This window comes from Streptomyces sp. NPDC024017 (genome assembly GCF_040638895.1).
Taxonomy (GTDB): domain Bacteria; phylum Actinomycetota; class Actinomycetes; order Streptomycetales; family Streptomycetaceae; genus Streptomyces.
Map to the genome: position 1 here is coordinate 386087 of NZ_JBEZYZ010000002.1, position 15420 is coordinate 401506.

At 73.7% G+C, this 15420-nt stretch carries 15 protein-coding genes; 8 read left to right on the forward strand and 7 right to left on the reverse strand.

Annotation, left to right across the window (positions count from 1 at the left end; all coding sequences use genetic code 11):
• The first annotated feature begins 50 nt into the window (after positions 1 to 50).
• The gene (locus AB0G20_RS06515; RefSeq protein WP_361296700.1) at positions 51 to 842 is read left to right on the forward strand and encodes a GAF and ANTAR domain-containing protein; all 792 of its coding nucleotides are present in this window, start codon (positions 51 to 53) and stop codon (positions 840 to 842) included.
• Between the two features lie 95 nt (positions 843 to 937).
• Here AB0G20_RS06515 and AB0G20_RS06520 read toward each other — a convergent pair whose 3' ends face one another.
• Positions 938 to 1723 carry a hypothetical protein gene (locus AB0G20_RS06520; RefSeq protein WP_361296703.1) on the reverse strand — a complete coding sequence of 262 codons (786 nt, stop codon included), beginning with the start codon at positions 1721 to 1723 and terminating at the stop codon, positions 938 to 940.
• A gap of 351 nt (positions 1724 to 2074) precedes the next feature.
• Here AB0G20_RS06520 and thrS point away from each other — a divergent pair, with 351 nt between their 5' ends.
• Positions 2075 to 3295: a threonine--tRNA ligase gene (gene thrS, locus AB0G20_RS06525; RefSeq protein WP_361296706.1), complete on the forward strand. Its 1221-nt coding sequence runs from the start codon at positions 2075 to 2077 to the stop codon at positions 3293 to 3295.
• Positions 3296 to 3312: 17 nt separating this feature from the next.
• Here the strand turns inward: thrS and AB0G20_RS06530 are convergent, their stop codons facing one another.
• Positions 3313 to 3867 carry a pyridoxamine 5'-phosphate oxidase family protein gene (locus tag AB0G20_RS06530; protein WP_361296709.1) on the reverse strand — a complete coding sequence of 185 codons (555 nt, stop codon included), beginning with the start codon at positions 3865 to 3867 and terminating at the stop codon, positions 3313 to 3315.
• Between the two features lie 94 nt (positions 3868 to 3961).
• Complete coding sequence (gene sigJ / locus AB0G20_RS06535) at positions 3962 to 4879, reverse strand: RNA polymerase sigma factor SigJ (protein WP_361296712.1); 918 nt, start codon at positions 4877 to 4879, stop codon at positions 3962 to 3964.
• A gap of 153 nt (positions 4880 to 5032) precedes the next feature.
• On the opposite strand from sigJ, the gene AB0G20_RS06540 reads away from it, so the two are divergent.
• On the forward strand, positions 5033 to 5572 hold the full coding sequence (locus tag AB0G20_RS06540) for a YceI family protein (RefSeq protein WP_361296715.1): 540 nt from the start codon (positions 5033 to 5035) through the stop codon (positions 5570 to 5572).
• A 101-nt stretch (positions 5573 to 5673) separates the two neighbouring features.
• Positions 5674 to 6648 (forward strand): nucleoside hydrolase, encoded by a 975-nt coding sequence (locus AB0G20_RS06545; RefSeq protein ID WP_361296718.1) that lies wholly within the window; start codon positions 5674 to 5676, stop codon positions 6646 to 6648.
• Positions 6649 to 6898: 250 nt separating this feature from the next.
• On the opposite strand, the gene AB0G20_RS06550 is transcribed toward AB0G20_RS06545, so the two are convergent.
• Positions 6899 to 7834 (reverse strand): LAETG motif-containing sortase-dependent surface protein, encoded by a 936-nt coding sequence (locus AB0G20_RS06550; RefSeq protein ID WP_361296721.1) that lies wholly within the window; start codon positions 7832 to 7834, stop codon positions 6899 to 6901.
• A 294-nt stretch (positions 7835 to 8128) separates the two neighbouring features.
• Between AB0G20_RS06550 and AB0G20_RS06555 the strand changes: the two genes are divergently transcribed.
• Positions 8129 to 9811: a glycoside hydrolase family 13 protein gene (locus AB0G20_RS06555; protein WP_361296724.1), complete on the forward strand. Its 1683-nt coding sequence runs from the start codon at positions 8129 to 8131 to the stop codon at positions 9809 to 9811.
• A 720-nt stretch (positions 9812 to 10531) separates the two neighbouring features.
• The gene (locus AB0G20_RS06560; RefSeq protein WP_361296727.1) at positions 10532 to 11263 is read left to right on the forward strand and encodes a carboxypeptidase regulatory-like domain-containing protein; all 732 of its coding nucleotides are present in this window, start codon (positions 10532 to 10534) and stop codon (positions 11261 to 11263) included.
• Here AB0G20_RS06560 and AB0G20_RS06565 read toward each other — a convergent pair.
• Both AB0G20_RS06565 and AB0G20_RS06570 read right to left on the reverse strand, forming a co-directional pair.
• On the reverse strand, positions 11257 to 11718 hold the full coding sequence (locus AB0G20_RS06565) for a hypothetical protein (RefSeq protein WP_361296730.1): 462 nt from the start codon (positions 11716 to 11718) through the stop codon (positions 11257 to 11259). The genes AB0G20_RS06560 and AB0G20_RS06565 overlap by 7 nt on opposite strands.
• A 40-nt stretch (positions 11719 to 11758) precedes the next feature.
• Complete coding sequence (locus AB0G20_RS06570; protein ID WP_361296733.1) at positions 11759 to 12133, reverse strand: DUF6479 family protein; 375 nt, start codon at positions 12131 to 12133, stop codon at positions 11759 to 11761.
• 294 nt (positions 12134 to 12427) lie between these two features.
• Here AB0G20_RS06570 and AB0G20_RS06575 point away from each other — a divergent pair, with 294 nt between their 5' ends.
• Positions 12428 to 12838: a DUF5994 family protein gene (locus tag AB0G20_RS06575; RefSeq protein WP_361296736.1), complete on the forward strand. Its 411-nt coding sequence runs from the start codon at positions 12428 to 12430 to the stop codon at positions 12836 to 12838.
• Position 12839: 1 nt separating this feature from the next.
• Here the strand turns inward: AB0G20_RS06575 and AB0G20_RS06580 are convergent, their stop codons facing one another.
• Positions 12840 to 13202, reverse strand: coding sequence for a DUF1304 domain-containing protein (locus tag AB0G20_RS06580; RefSeq protein ID WP_361296739.1), 363 nt, complete (start codon positions 13200 to 13202; stop codon positions 12840 to 12842).
• Between the two features lie 928 nt (positions 13203 to 14130).
• On the opposite strand from AB0G20_RS06580, the gene AB0G20_RS06585 reads away from it, so the two are divergent.
• The gene (locus AB0G20_RS06585; protein WP_361296742.1) at positions 14131 to 15387 is read left to right on the forward strand and encodes a serine hydrolase domain-containing protein; all 1257 of its coding nucleotides are present in this window, start codon (positions 14131 to 14133) and stop codon (positions 15385 to 15387) included.
• Positions 15388 to 15420: the final 33 nt, after the last annotated feature.

Below are 15420 nucleotides of genomic sequence, written 5' to 3' on the forward strand. Positions count from 1 at the left end.
CCCGCCCCGGAAACCGCCGGCGGTGCAGGGCGCGGTGATCGAAGGAGGCGGTGGTCGTGCGGCCCAGGGACGATCCCCGAGGCGCCTCAGGAAGCGACCCGGGTCCCCGCCGCACCGGGGGCAGTGGCCCGGACCCGGACGGAGTCCGGGCCGCCGACGTGATCGCCCGAGGGGTACAGGGCGCCGAGCCCGGGGAGGTGCCGGGGCGGCTGTGCGAGGTGGCGGTGGAGCTGCTGCCGGTGATCGGCGCGAGCGTGTCGCTGCGCAGCGAGGGCATGCCCGTGCAGCTGAGCGCGAGCAGCGCGCAGGCCGCCCACCTGGCGCAGATCCAGGCCACGTTGGGCGACGGCCCCTGCCAGAGCGCGCTGGCGGACGGCGCGCCCGTGCTCGCCTGCGACCTGACCACGGGCCGGGACGCCGGGCGCTGGCCGGTCTTCGCCCAGCAGGCGACGGAGGCCGGAGTGCGGGCCGTGTACGCGGTGCCGCTGGGCAGCGGCACGGTGTGCGTGGGCACCCTCGACCTGTACCGCGACCGCCCGGGCGCGCTCACCGACCGCCAGCTGCACGTGGCCCGGATCGTGGCCGGTGTGATGACCGTGGCCCTGATGGCGCTGCCGCACGGGGACGAGCCCGAGGCGCAGGACGGGGAGGACTGGCTGAGCGGGCTGGCCACGGACCACGACGAGGTCTACCAGGCCGTCGGCATGATCATGGCGCAGCTCGGTGTGGGCGCGGACGACGCACTCGCGCGGCTGCGGGCGGACGCCTTCGCGCGCGGGCGTACGGCCCTGGACGCGGCGCGGGACGTGATCGCCCACCGCACGCGTTTCGACCGGTACTGACGGGACCGGGTACTGACGGGACCGGGTACTGACGGGACCGAGTACTGACGGGGACGGGTCCTGACGGGACCGGTACCGACGCCGGGGCCGGGGCGTCAGATCTGTGCCCTGCCCTGCTTCCTGATCTCGGCCAGGCGCTGCGCCCCGAGCTGCACGGCTTGCCGGGTGACTTCCGCGTACACCTCGTCGAGGCCGGCGTTGGTGAGGCTGATCGCCTCCTCGCCGACGCGGACGGCGGCGAGGTCCATGGTGAGGTACGTCAGCTCCCCCTCCTCCGTCTCGCCGGCCAGCATGACCCGCAGGCCCTGCCGCGCGTCACCCACCGGCGGCAGCGGCAGTTCGCGGACCTCTACGCCCTGGATGCCGCCGCGGGTGGTCGCGGCCGTGAACTCCCCGCACCTGCCGGGCAGCGACTTCATCCAGTCCAGCGCGCGGTCCACGTCGGCCGGGGGGTGGGCGGCGACCCGGTAGCGCAACTGGGCGTCGGTGTCGCCGTCGTCGAGCGCGGACGTCGCCTGCGGGCCCTTCGGGGCGCCGAAGGGTTCCTCCGTGTAGAGGACGTCCAGCAGCCGCTGGCAGTCCCGGTCCTCCGTGGTGGCCTTGAGCAGCCCGTCCCGCCAGGTCCGCGCGCCCCGGGTCGGCCCCCAGGGCTCCCCGAGGTCGGCCGCGGTGACCAGCGCCGCCTGGGCCTGGGCCTCGGTGAGGGCGGCTCCGGAACCGGACGGCTGCTCGACGGCGGGTGACGCGCCCGAGGCGGACGCGGAGGCGGAGAACCACCGGGGCCGCGGCTCGTCCTCGGCGGTACAGCCGGTGCCGGCCAGCAGGGCGGTCACGGACAGCGCGGAGGCGAGGAGGGCACGGGTGGCCGGGGGGTGGGTCATCGGAGTGCCTCCTGCAGGGGGGCTCATGGAGGCGTCCGCGGGCGGGGCGGCTCTCCAAGATCGGGCGGATGCTCTTACGGCACCACCGCGACCGCCCGCCCACCAGCGATACGGTCCGTCCGGGTGAGCGGCCGGAAGACGCCCGGCCACCCCGTCAGAAACCCGTCGCTCCGCTCCCGTCCTTCCTGTTAGCGTCACGGCCATGCAGCGCGCCCAGTCGTTCCCGTCCTCCACGACGACGCCGGAGAGTCTCCCGGCGCGCTGACAGCTGACCCAGATGTCCGAAGCCCCGGGGCGCGTGCCACGGGGCTTCGTCGCGTGGTGCTCGCCTCCCCACCGCGAGGAGTCACCATGTACGACCACCGCCGGCTCGGCCGTGAACTGGACCTGTTCGACACCGATCCGCTGATGGGCGCCGGGCTGCCGTACTGGCTGCCCGACGGCGCGATCGTGCGGCACACCCTGGAGGAGTACATCCGCGACGCGGAACGACGGGCCGGGTACCGGCACGTGTACTCGCCGGTCCTCGGCAAACGCGAGCTGTACGAGACCTCCGGACACTGGGACCACTACGGCGACGACATGTTCCCGCCGATGGACGTGGGCGCCGAGCAGGTCCTGCTGCGCCCCAGCCTCTGCCCCCACCACGCCCTGATCTACCGCTCCCGCTCCCACAGTTACCGCGAACTACCCCTGAGAATGGCCGAGTTGGGCGGCATGTACCGCTCGGAGCTGTCCGGCGTCCTCGGCGGCCTGACCCGGGTGCGGTCCATCACCCTCAACGACGCGCACATCTTCTGCACCGTGGAGCAGGCGGTGGAGGAGGCCCGTGCCGCTCTGGAGCTGATCGGCCGCGCGTACGCGGACCTGGGCATCCGGGCGGCCCGCTACCGGCTGTCCCTGCCCGGCGAGGGCGGCAAGTACGTGGCCGACCCGGAGCTGTGGCGGCGCGCCACCGCCCTGCTCCGGGAGGTCCTGGACGGCTCCGGCATCCCGTACGAGGCGGCCGAGGGCGAGGCGGCCTTCTACGGCCCCAAGATCGACGTGCAGATCACCGACCCGGCCGGCCGGGAGGCCACCCTCTCCACCGTGCAGATCGACTTCCACCAGCCCGAGCGCTTCGACCTGCACTACATCGGCCCCGACGGGGCGAAACACCGCCCGGTCATGGTGCACCGCAGCATCATCGGCAGCGTGGAGCGTGCGGTCGCCCACCTCCTCGAGGAGCACGGCGGCGCCTTCCCGCCGTGGCTGGCGCCGGTGCAGCTGGCGGTCCTGCCGGTGGCGGAAGAGCAGTACGACGCCGCCCACGACCTGGCCGGACGCGCCCGGGAGCTCGGTCTGCGCGCCGAGGTCGCCGGCCCCGAGCAGGGCACCCTCGCCGCCCGCATCCGCGCGGCCCGGCTGGTGCCGTACCAGGCGGTGATCGGCGGGCGGGAGGCCACCGCCGGCCTCGTGGCCCCCCGTCTGCGCGACGGCCGCCGCCCGGACGTCCTGCCCGGCACCGAGCTGCTGCGCCGCATCGGCGACCGGGTGGCGGCCCGCGGCACTGCGCTGTGGGACCCGTCGTAGGACGGGTTCACCACGGATCAGGGGGCTTCGAACGTCCAACGCGTGTGGCTGTAGACCCCGTTGTCCCGGCCGAAGCCGTACGCCGTGTCCGGGGCCACCGCGAACACCACCGCGTCGCCGCGGCGGAACGAGTCCCCGATGCCGTGGAAGGTGCCCTCGGGGGAGGTGATGTGCGGGCCGTACTTCGTCTCGTACGCGGTGATCACCTCCTCCAGCAGTGCACGGTCGGCCACCGGCTCGGCCGTGCCCTCGACCACGAGGTCCAACCCGTCGGTGAGGGAGTTCGCCCCGGTGGTCAGCGCGCAGTGCGCGTCGTGCGCGAGGTTCTTCGCCTTCTGCTCCTGACGGCCGGTGGAGAAGTACAGCACCCCGTCGTGCCAGGCGGCGATGCAGGGCGTGACGTGCAGCCGGCCGTCGGGCCGCACCGTGGACACCCAGAAGATCTCGGCGGCCTCCAGCCGCCGCCGCGCCTCGGCCCATGCGGTGGCGGTGACCTCCGAGGCACCCGGGCGGGGGGTGAGTGCGGAGCTGTAGCGGGCGTCGAGCTCGGTCGTGGGTTGCTGTGCGGGCATGGCGGGACTCCTTCCTCGTCTCCTCACCACTAACGACCCGCTGCCGGGGCCGGAATCATCGCCGCGTCCGTTCGTGTGGCCGGGGCGGCGCCGGTCAGTCCGCCGTCCAGGGCCGCAGCTTGTCGGGATTGAGGACGGCCCACACGTGCTGGATCCGGTCGCCCGCGATGTCGAAGGCCAGCACCGACACGGTGACGCCGTCCTTCTGTGCCACCAGGCCGGGCTGGCCGTTGACCGCGCACTCCAGGAGCGAGATCCCGGGTACCGCGCGGGCCCGTTCGGCGAAGAAGCGGGCGACCTGCTCGGCGCCTTCGACCGGGTGGAGCGCGGCCGGCACGAGCCCGCCGCCGTCGCCGGTCGCGGTCGCGTCCGGGGCCAGCACGCCGATGAGGCCGTCGATGTCCTGGTCCTCCCACGCCCGCCGGAACGCCCTGACGACGTCCGCGCGCCGGGCCGGCGGCGTCGCGGGAGGCTGCTCCGCGCGGATGCGACGCCGGGCCGAGGAGGCCAGCCGGCGGCAGGCGGCCGGGGTACGGCCGACGATCTCGGCCACCTCGGCGAAGGAGTAGCGGAAGACGTCGTGCAGGACGAACGCGACGCGTTCGGCCGGGGTCATCGACTCGAGCACGACGAGGAAGGCCATGGTGACCGACTCGTCGAGGGTGACGCGGTCCGCGGGGTCGGCCGGCCCGGCCGTGGCACCGCCGACCCACTCCGTGCGGCCGGGCAGCGGCTCGGGGATCCATTCGCCCACGTACCGCTCCCGCCGGGCCCGGGCCGAGCCGAGCAGGTCGAGGCAGATCCGGCTGGCGACGGTCGTCAGCCAGCCGCCGGGGGACGCGATGCCGTCCCGCTGCTCCGGGGACAGGGCGTACCAGCGGGCGTAGGTCTCCTGTACGACGTCCTCGGCCTCGGCCAGCGAGCCGAGCAGCCGGTACGCGAGATTGATCAGCTGCCGCCGCTCACGCGTGATCGCGTCCAGGTCGTCGGCCGGTTCGGACGGGGTGCTCATGGTGTGTCCCTCGGTCGCAGGTGCCCTCACCGGTCCGACGAGACAGCGCGCCGGAATGTGAGGCCGTGCACCGGCCTCACATTCCGCGGGGCTGCGTCGTCGGACCGCTGAGACCGATATCAGGGGATCACCCCTCGTCCTTCAGGAGCGATCATGACCACTGCGACCGCACTCGGCGAACTGACCGGTGACTACGTCCTCGACACCGCCCGCACACGCATCGGCTTCACCGCCCGGGCCGCGATGGTCAGCAAGGTGCGCGGACGGTTCGACGCGTTCGAGGGCGGCGCCCGGCTGGACGGGGGCAGCCCGTCGGAGTCCGCCGTCCGGCTCACGATCCGGGCGGCGAGCGTGCAGACCCGCAACCGCAAGCGCGACGACCATCTGCGCGGCGGCGACTTCCTGGCCGCGGCCGCCCACCCCGCCCTCACCTTCACCTCGACCCGCGTGGAGCAGACCGGCGGGACCCGCTTCGAGGTCACCGGCGATCTGACGGTGCGCGGCGTGACCAGGCAGGTCACCGTGGACTTCGAACTGACCGAAGCCGGCCGCGACCCGCAGGGCGCCTTCCGGGCCGCCTTCACGGGCCGGACGGTCGTCGACCGCGAGGACTGGGGCGTCAGCGGGGCCCGCGGCATGGTCGGCCGGAAGGTGACGCTGGAGTTCGACGTCACGGCGATACGCCGGTCCTGACGGGGGCGGCATCGTCCTCGACCTCGTCATGGCGGGCCGCGGCCCGGGCCGTAAGGTCGCTGTCACGGAGCTTTCCCGCGGAACCGGAAGGAGTCCCCGCCGTGACGGACGGTCAGCGCATCCCGGTGATCATCGACTGCGACACCGGCGTCGACGACGCCCTCGCCCTGCTGTTCGCCGTACGGCACCCGGCGCTCGACGTGCGGGCGATCACCTGCGTGGCCGGGAACACGGACGTGGACGGCGTCGTCCGCAACACCCTGACCGTGCTGGAGCAGGCCGGAGCCCCCGACATCCCCGTCGCCCGGGGCGCCGAGCGGCCGCTGATCGAGGCTCCCCGCTCGGCGCGGCACGTGCACGGGCACGACGGCATGGGAGACCTGGGCCTGCCGGAGCCCACCCGCAGGCCGGCCGACGTCGACGCGGTGACGCTGCTGCGGCGCGAGATCCTCGCCTCCCCGCGTCCGGTCACCCTCATCCCCATGGCCCCCCTCACCAACATCGCGCTGCTCCTGCGCACGCATCCGGAGGTGGTCCGGGGCATCGAGCGGATCGTCTTCATGGGGGGCGCCGCGGCCGTCGGGAACGCCACGCCCGTCGCGGAGTTCAACGTCTGGCACGACCCGGAGGCGGCCGCGATCCTGCTCACCGCCGGGGTGCCGATCACGATGTACGGGCTGGACGTGTTCACGCGGGTCGTGGTCCCCGCGGCGGATGTGCGCAGGCTGCGCGCGAGCGGTGAGCCGGGGGCGCGGCTGGCCGGGGAGCTGCTCGCCCACCGTCCGGCCCATCCGGACAGCCGCCCCGACGACCCCTCCGAGACGTCCGGCGGTCTCGGTGACGCGGGTGCGGTGTGCGCGGTCGTCGACCCGGAGGGCCTGACCACCCATCGCCTCCCGGTGGACGTCTCCCTCGCGCCCGGACCCACGCGCGGCATGACGATCGTGGACCGCCGTCCCCGGCCCGGAGAGTCGGAACTCCACGAGGGCACACGCGAACAGCCCCTGGTCGACGTGGGGTTGGACGTGGACGTGGAGCGCTACGTGAAGCTGTACCTGGCGACGGTCGAGGCCTGAGCTGCCTACGAGCCCTTCGCCACGCCGTACGCGAACGTGGCGATCGCCGGGGTCGCGTACGTCCAGGTCGCGCTCGTCGCCGTGGGGGCGGCGTTCGCGATGCTGATGGCCGTCATGCGGAGTCTGCTGCGCAAGGCGACGAGCCTGCGGAGCGAGACGGCCGCCGTGGTCCGACCGCGGGCATGAGAACGCCCGAGGTGCTGTCGCCGCCGGACGGCAGCACCTCGGGCGTCTTCGGGTTCCTTAGGTCCTACGCGTTGCGCTTGGCCGCGCGGCGCCGGGTCGCGACGACGAGGGCCGCGCCGCCCGCCAGCAGGGCCGCCGCGCCGATGGCGATCGGGCCGGTGCTGCTGTCGGCGCCGGTCTCGGCGAGGTCGCCGCCACCGCCGTTCGGCTTGGGCGCGACGGGCGTCGACTCGGAGGCGCTCGGGGTGGGCGTGTCCGTGTCGGAGGACGGCGGCGTCGAGGGCTCCGCCGGCTCGGACGGGGTCGCCGGAGGCGTCGTCTCCTCGGCCGGCTCGGACGGGGTCGCGGGCGGCGTGGAGGCGGGCGGCTCCTCCTCCGCCGGCGGCGGGGTCGTGCACTCCTTCGTGCCGCCGTTCCAGGCCGCGATCAGCTTGTCCTTGATGACCGGGCGGTCCGGGCCCTTGGGCAGCTCGCCGTGCTCGAAGCCATCCTTCGCGTCGAGCTCGCCGTCGAACTTCACCGCGCCCCGGTAGAGGTCGATCTGCCCGAAGCAGCCCTTGTCCGGGATGGCGATGTCGAGCGAGTCGGTGGCGCCCGGCTTGACCGTCACCGTGTCGAAGTCGACGAAGATCTGCTCGCCGGAGGTCGCGAACGTCGGGCCGTGGGCGAGGTAGGAGGCGAGGGAGGCCGTGCAGGTGGCCGCGTCACCGGCGGTGCGGACCTTGATGTGGACCTTGCCGTCGTCGGTCGGCTTCAGGTTCTGGTCGTCGACCTTGACCGAGTCGTGGAAACTCGTGCCGTCGAGCGAGAACTGGCAGCGATCGGTCCCGGTCTCCGTGCCCGCGCCCGTGCCGGGCTTGTAGCTGCCGCCGGACGACCAGCCGTCCCCGCCGGGCGTACCGGTGGCGAACGCGGTGGTGGCGGAGGCTGCGCAGAGGGCGAGGGCCGCGGCGCCCGTCCCCAGCAGGCGTCGCGCGGTGACACGTCTCGCTATGGACATGCGTATCCCATTTCTTGGCGTGTGCCGAACCCGGGTGACGGCATGCGGGCAGCGCGCGGCGCGCGGCTGCCGGGCCGCACCGGGGGGTGAGTGGTCTGAGAAACACTGGGCTCATTGGTCACATGCGCCTCAGTGGACCCCATCGTGGCGGCGCCGCAGCACGCTGTCAACCTGCGGTAATGCAAAGGAAGTTGCGCTGCCATCACACTTTCATCACAGCAGGAATGGATCACTCCGATCAACGCGATGGTTCCTTTTTCCGGCATTCTGGACAGATTCAATGCTGTCGCCCGTATGCCCTGCGAAGGAGACCGCGTGACTGATCGCTCCACCCTCGACCTGTCGTCCCGGGACCCCGACTGGTGGCGCCAGGCCGTCGTCTACCAGATCTACCCCCGCAGCTTCGCCGACGCCGACGGCGACGGACTCGGTGACCTGCGCGGCATCACCCGCCGCCTCACCCACCTCGCCGCCCTGGGCGTGGACGCCTTGTGGCTGAGCCCCTTCTACCCGTCCGAGCTCGCCGACGGCGGCTACGACGTCGCCGACCCCAGGGACGTCGACCCGCGCCTGGGCAGCCTCGACGACTTCGACGCCCTGGTCGCCGAGGCCCATCGCCTCGGGCTGAAGGTCGTCGTCGACATCGTGCCCAACCACTCCTCGCACCAGCACGTGTGGTTCCAGGAGGCGCTGCACGCGGGGCCCGGCTCGGCGGCCCGCGACCGCTACGTCTTCCGCGACGGCCGCGGCGAGCACGGCGAACTCCCGCCCACCGACTGGCAGTCCGTCTTCGGCGGCAGCGCGTGGAAGCGGGTGCCCGACGGCCAGTGGTACCTCCATCTGTTCGCCCCCGAGCAGCCCGACCTCAACTGGGAGAACCAGGAGGTCCGCGCCGACCACCGCACCACCCTGCGCTTCTGGTCCGACCGCGGGGTCGACGGCTTCCGCGTCGACGTCGCCCACGCCCTGGTCAAGGACCTGAGCGAACCTCTGCGCGACCTCGGCGCCCCCGAGCTGAGCGGCGAGGAGGCACTCACCGCGATGCCGCCCGGCACCCACCCCTTCTACGACCGCGACGACGTGCACGAGATCTACCGCGACTGGCGCAAGATCCTCGACGCCTACCGCCCGCCCCGCATGGCCGTCGCCGAGGCGTGGGTGCCCGGCGCCCGGCGTGCGCTGTACGCCCGCCCGGACGAGCTGGGCCAGGCCTTCAACTTCGAGTATCTGCAGGCGGGCTGGGACGCGGAGGAGCTGAGGCAGGTCATCACCGACTCGCTCGCCACCGCCCGGGCGGCGGGCGCCTCGGCCACCTGGGTGCTGTCCAACCACGACGTCGTACGGCACGCCTCCCGACTGATGCTGCCGCCCGGCACCGACCTCAACGCCTGGCTGCTCGCCGGCGGCCACGCCCCGGCCGTCGACGAGGCGGCCGGGCTGCGCCGGGCCCGGGCGGCCACGCTGCTGATGCTGGCGCTGCCCGGCTCGGCGTACGTCTACCAGGGTGAGGAACTCGGCCTGCCCGAGGTCGCCGACCTGCCCACCGAGGTGCTCCAGGACCCGATCTGGGAGCAGACGGGCCACGTCCGCAAGGGCCGCGACGGCTGCCGTGTGCCGCTGCCGTGGACGACGAGCGGACCGTCGTACGGCTTCGGGCCCGGCGGTGCCTGGCTGCCGCAGCCGCCCGGTTTCGCCGCCTACGCCGTCGAGGCCCAGGACGGGGTCGAGGGCTCCACCCTGGAGCTGTACCGCACGGCCCTGCGGCTGCGCCGCAAACTCCTCGACGGCGAGGAGCTGACCTGGGCGGCGGACGCCCCGGACGGCGTGCTCCGGTTCGACCGCTGCGAGGGCTGGCGCTGCGTCACGAACCTGTCCGACGCGCCGGTCGACCTGCCGGCCGGCGAGGTCCTGCTGACCAGCACACCCCTGGAGGACGGCCGACTCGCCCCGGACACCACGGCGTGGCTCGGCCGCTAACCCGCACGGGGCGCGGGGCGGCGGGCGTGCTCGTGACGGCGCCTGTCGCCCTGCCACTCGCCCGGTCCATCTGTGCGTGCCATCGGCCGGATCGCCCGGTCTGGGCCCGGACCTGGGCATGGGGCGGCGGGTCCTGACGGGGCCTGCTGGCCCGCCACTCGCGCGGCTCACCTGTGCGCACCACGGGCCGGATCGCCCGGCGCCGGCCCGGACGCTGCGGTGTGGCTCGAGGCTAGGCCGCAAGGGGGCGCGGGGCGGTGGCGGGGTCCTCGTGGTGCCTGTTGCCCCGCCACTCGGGCGGTCCATCTGTGCGCGCCGTCGGCCGGGTCGTCCCGTCTGGGCCCGGACCCGGGCGTGGGGCGGCGGGATCCTGACGGGCCTGCTGCCCCGCCACCTGTGCGGTCCATCTGTGCGTGCCATCGGCCGGATCGCCCGTCTGGGCCCGGACCTGGGCGTGGGGCGGTGGGGTCCTGACGGGGCCTGCTGGCCCGCCATTCGCGGCTCACCTTTGCGCCACCGGCCGAATCGCCCGGCGCCGGCCCGGACGCTGCGGTGTGGCTCGGCCGCTAGCCCCCATGGGGCGCGGGGCGGCGGACGTGCTCGTGACGGCGCCTGTCGCCCGCCACCCGGGCGGTCCACCTGTGCGCGCCGTCGGGCGGAACGCCCCGGAGAATCGCTGGCAGAGTGCCGGCGACGTCCGTACAGGGAGCCCCGCCCGCGATGAACAGGTACAGCAGGACAGCAGCCGTGGCGGGGGCCGTCTTGGCGGGAGTGCTCGCGTTCCCCGGCGCGCCCGCGGCGGCCGGGGACGGCGGGCCGTGGGGTGCCGCGACCATCGCACCCGGCCGGGAGGGCATCGTCGAGGTCGCGGGCGTCCAGGAGGCCGCCGAGGGCGCCACGCTGACGCTGATCGCGCCCCGGGGCACGCGGGTGACCGGCACACCGCTCGACGCGTCCGGCCACCGCGGCTCGGTCGCCGCCGACGGACGCAGCGCGACATACACCGTCTCCGGCGGCGCGGCCGGGCAGGACCGGGTGTTCCCCTTCGTGCTGGCCGTACCCGCGCATGCCGTTCCGGGCACCCGGCTGCGGGGCTGCTCCCTGCGGGTCACCGACGCCCGGGGTGTGCCGCGGGCCGTCGGCCGGTGTGCCGTGACCGTGGGTCTGGCCGGGCCGACCCTGACCCGTCCGCTGTCCGGCGTACCGCTGGCCGCCCGGCCGGAGATCTCCGGCACCGCCCACCCCGGCGCGCAGGTCACCGTCCGTGACCAGGACGACAGGGAGGCCTGCGCGACCACCACCGCCCCCGACGGCACCTGGACCTGCACCCCGGGCCTCGGCCTCCCGGCGGGCGCCAACCGGCTCCAGGCGGTCGCCACCCTGAACGGGGTGAGCGCGATGAGCGAGCAGATCGACATCTCGGTGACGGAGGAGGCCCGCTCCGGTCAGTAGCGCAGCGCCCGGGCCACCTCGGCCCGGACGTCCCCGGCCAGGCCGTGGGTGCTGCGGGCGGTGGCCGTGGCGGACTCGCCGGCCGGCACGTCGCGCACGATGACGACGACCGTGTCGAGCAGCTCGCCGCCGGGGTCGGTGAAGTCGACCTGTACCGCGAAGGATCGGGTCGCGTCGTCGGTGTTGCCGACGGTGACCTCGACCCGGGCCCGGTCGTCGGAGCCGACGCCGGGCGTGCCGAGCCGCACGTCGTCCTTCACGTCGATGCCGTCCCTGATGTCGCCGAGCCGGCGCCCGGCCTCGGAGGCCTGCGAGGCGAGCGACCCGACCGCGGACTCCGCCCTGCGGGTGGTGTCCGCGGGGCCGCCGTCGCCGCAGCCCGCGAGGACGACACCCAGGGAGAACGCCAGGGCTGCCGCCCCCGACGCCCAGCGCGTCCGGTGGCGGGCAGCCATGTCGTCTCCCTGGTCCTGACGGCCTCACGCCCTCACGGCGTCATGTGCGCCCGAGTCCGCCGCCGCCGAAGGATCCGCTGGATCCGGGCGACCAACGGCGCGGTTTCTGGTCCTTCCCGGTCCTGGTGCTCGAGTGGTGGAGCTCGTGCGGCATGAGCCGCTGGCCCTCGCGCGTCACGACCGGCATGTCATCCGGCTCCCGCATCTCCCGCATCTCGCGGACCGGCCCGGTGTCCGGGACGTGCGGCTGCTCCTCCGGGGAGGGGTGATGGGTGTCCTTGTCCATGACCCGCATCCCGACCCGTACGGCCCAGATGAGAGCACAGGCCACGATCAGCCCGCCGACGAAGGCGATGGTCACGGCGACCGCGTGATCTGACGACGCCGCCAGTTCTGCATACGTTGCCGTATTCATGCCCCAAGTATCACCGACGGAATGCGATAAAGCGCCCGGAATGCCCCACCGGTCATACCGGGCACCCCACCGCAGAGCCGCTACGGCCCGTGACCGACGACGGGCGGTGCGGGCGGCCCCGGCTTCCGTACCGCCCTGCGGGGTACGGTGGAGGAACCGAGGGTATGTCGCACACCGGTGGCCGAACCGGTCTCGCCCCGGGTGCTCCACGCACTCCCAGGACCTCTCCCTCCACCGGGCTCGCGGCTCAGCCACCTCCTGGCCACGCACCCCCACCGCAGCAGGAGCCCCACGATGACGTCCGCTTCCTCACCCCCGCCGTCCGTCCGTCGGTCCGAGGCCCGGCTACGGATCGCGGACCAGCCTCGCCAGGGCCGCACGGCCCGCCGCATCGACGGGGCGTGGTGGCCCCGCTCGTACGACCTCGCCGCCGAACTGCCCGGGCTGCTCGGCGGACTGCCGGGTTCCTGGGGCCTGATCAGCAGCGTCCTGGTCAACGGGGACACGTGGCCGGACTGCCCCGAGCGGATGGTCGTCGCGGGTCAGGAGGTGCACGTGGGTCGCACGGACTCGCCGACCGCCCCGCACACCGTCTGCCTGCTCACGCCCGGCCGCGGCCGCTGGGACCTGCTGGTGGTGCCGCCCGCCACCGAGGAGGCGGAGGCCGTCCGGCTCATGGAGCGGGCCGTCACGCAGGGCGTCTGACTCAGCGCGCGAGCAGTACCAGGGCCAGGGCGGCCAGCGCCGGGACGGTCTGGACGAAGAGGATCTTCCGGCTGGCGGTCGCGGCGCCGTAGAGCCCCGCGATCGCGACGCACACCAGGAAGAACACCGAGACCTGGAAGCCCACCGGGTCGGACGCCACGGCGCCCCACACCAGACCGGCGGCGAGGAAGCCGTTGTAGAGGCCCTGGTTGGCCGCCAGGGCCTTCGTCTCGGCGGCGAACTCGGCGCTGGTGCCGAAGGCGGCCCGGGCCCTCGGGGTGGTCCACAGGAACATCTCCAGCACCAGGATGTAGGCGTGGAGCGCGGCGAGGGCCAGCACCGCGAGCGTGGCGACGGTCGACATGCGCTCATCATCACAGGCTCACCCCGCCCGTCCTCGTTCGGGCCCTCCCGGGAGGCGCCGCCAGTCGCCGGGTGGCAGATTGCGCCCAGAGGAAGGCCGGGTCCGGCCGTCGCGTCCCCGCGTGTGCCGCTCGGGAGCCGGACCCGGCTTTCCCGCAGGCCGCCCCTGGTGACGAGGCCGGGGCCCCGTCCCCGTACCGCTGCTCGGCCGGTGACGACCCCAGTGCGATGCGGGTTCGCCCCGCGGATCCGCAGGCGTTCACCGAGCACGCGGCGCTGCCCGCACCCGATGCCGGGCACCGGTTGCCTGCTTGCGGTGCTCGTGCCCGGAGGCTGACTGACTGCCGTTGGGGTGGTGCCCCGGCTTCGTTCCGCCCGGTGCCGGGTCGTCGGTGACCGTTCCGTCGCCCGGGTTGCCTGCTCGTGGCCGGTTGCCCGTAGAACGCGTCGTCCGCCCGACCGCCCGGAGGCCACGCCGTCGCCGTGATCGCCGGTGGTGACCGCGGTCGGGGCAGTGGCTTCGGCCGGCCCGTTGCCGCCGGTGACCCGCCGCCGTCCGGCTGCTCGCCGCTGTCGTGTCCGGAGGCCGCTCCCTCCGCCTGCGCCGCCTCGCGGGCGCGCCGCGCTGTGCCCGCGCGGCTGGTCACGGCCGTCGGTAAGGCGACCCCGGCAGCTTGCCCATGGGCCCGTCGTCCGCCCATGTGCCGTAGACCGTGCCGTCGTCATGGTCGCCCACACGCCTCGGCCGTCTCACCTGCCCGCAGGGCCTGGCCCGCCCGTTCAGCCGCGGCCGCACCCCGCGGCCGGTTTTCGATCATCCCTCGGAAGGATGTAAGGACCGTTCGCCGCCCAAGACGATGATCCCGACCTGTTCGAACACGACGTTGTCAAAAACCGACGTACTCGAACACCAAGGAAGGGAAGAGCAGTTGCGCATCGCCCGGCTCCTGGGAACCGTCCTGGGCACCACCCTGCTGACGACCACCGCCGTACTCACCGCCCCCGCGCACGCCGGCACCGCCACCGCCCGGGACGCCGCCTCCCTGGACGGACCCGCCCTGCGCGACTCGCTGGACGCCGTCCACGAGGCGGGCATGTACGGCGTCTTCTCGTCCGTCCGGGACGGCGGCGAACGGTGGACCGGCGCCTCGGGGCTGGCCGACGTGGCCACCGGACGGCCCGTCACGCCGGACATGCGGCAGCGGGTCGGCAGCATCAGCAAGACCTTCACCGCCGTGGGCATCATGCAGCAGGTGGAACGCGGCCGCATCCGGCTCGACGCGCCCGTCGGCGACTACCTCCCGGACCTGATACCCGGGGAGCGCGGCCGGGAGATCACCGTCCGCATGCTCCTGAACCACACCAGCGGCATCGGCGACTACGTCGCGGGCGCCTTCCCCTCCCTCACCCGGAACTCACCGGCCAGCCTGGAGGAGGAACGCTTCCGCTCCATACGCCCCGCGGAACTGGTCCGGATGGGCCTCGCGGCCCCCGCCACCGGACGCCCCGGCTCGGTGCCGGGCTCCTACTCCAACACCAACTACGTCATCGCCGGGCTGCTGCTGGAGAAGGCAACCGGCCAGAAGACCGGCCCCTACCTCACCCGCCACGTCATCGACCGGGCCGGACTGCGCCACACGTACCTGCCGCGCACCCCGTACATCAAGGGCCCGCACCCGCGGATGTACGAGTCGTGGTTCGGCCTGCTCGACCCGCCCCGCGACTTCAGCGTCTACGACATGTCGTGGGCGTCCACCGCGGGCTCGGTCGTCTCCACCACCGACGACCTGAACCGCTTCTACCGCGCCCTGCTCGGCGGGAAGCTGGTCGGCAAGGCGTCCCTCGACGAGATGACGCGCACGGTCCCCGTCTCCGGCGTGGACTACGGCCTCGGCATCTACTCCCTCGAACTGCCGGGCTGCGGCCGCTTCTGGGGCCACGACGGGGCGGTGTTCGGCGCCGGCACGATCGCGCTGTCCAGCCGTGACGGCAAGCACCAGGTCGCCGTCGCACAGAACCTGATGAAGTATCAGGAGCTCGACGAGAACGGCCGCCCGAAGCCGCACCCGATCGACAACGCCGTCGCCGCGCATGTCGTCCGCGCGCTCTGCACGGATGTCCCCGCGTCCGGAATCAACCATTCTCGGTTGACCAAGAGCCTCAGGTTTGATCAGCTGTCCCACTAGTCGTGTTCGATTCTGATCGAGTGATTCATGGCT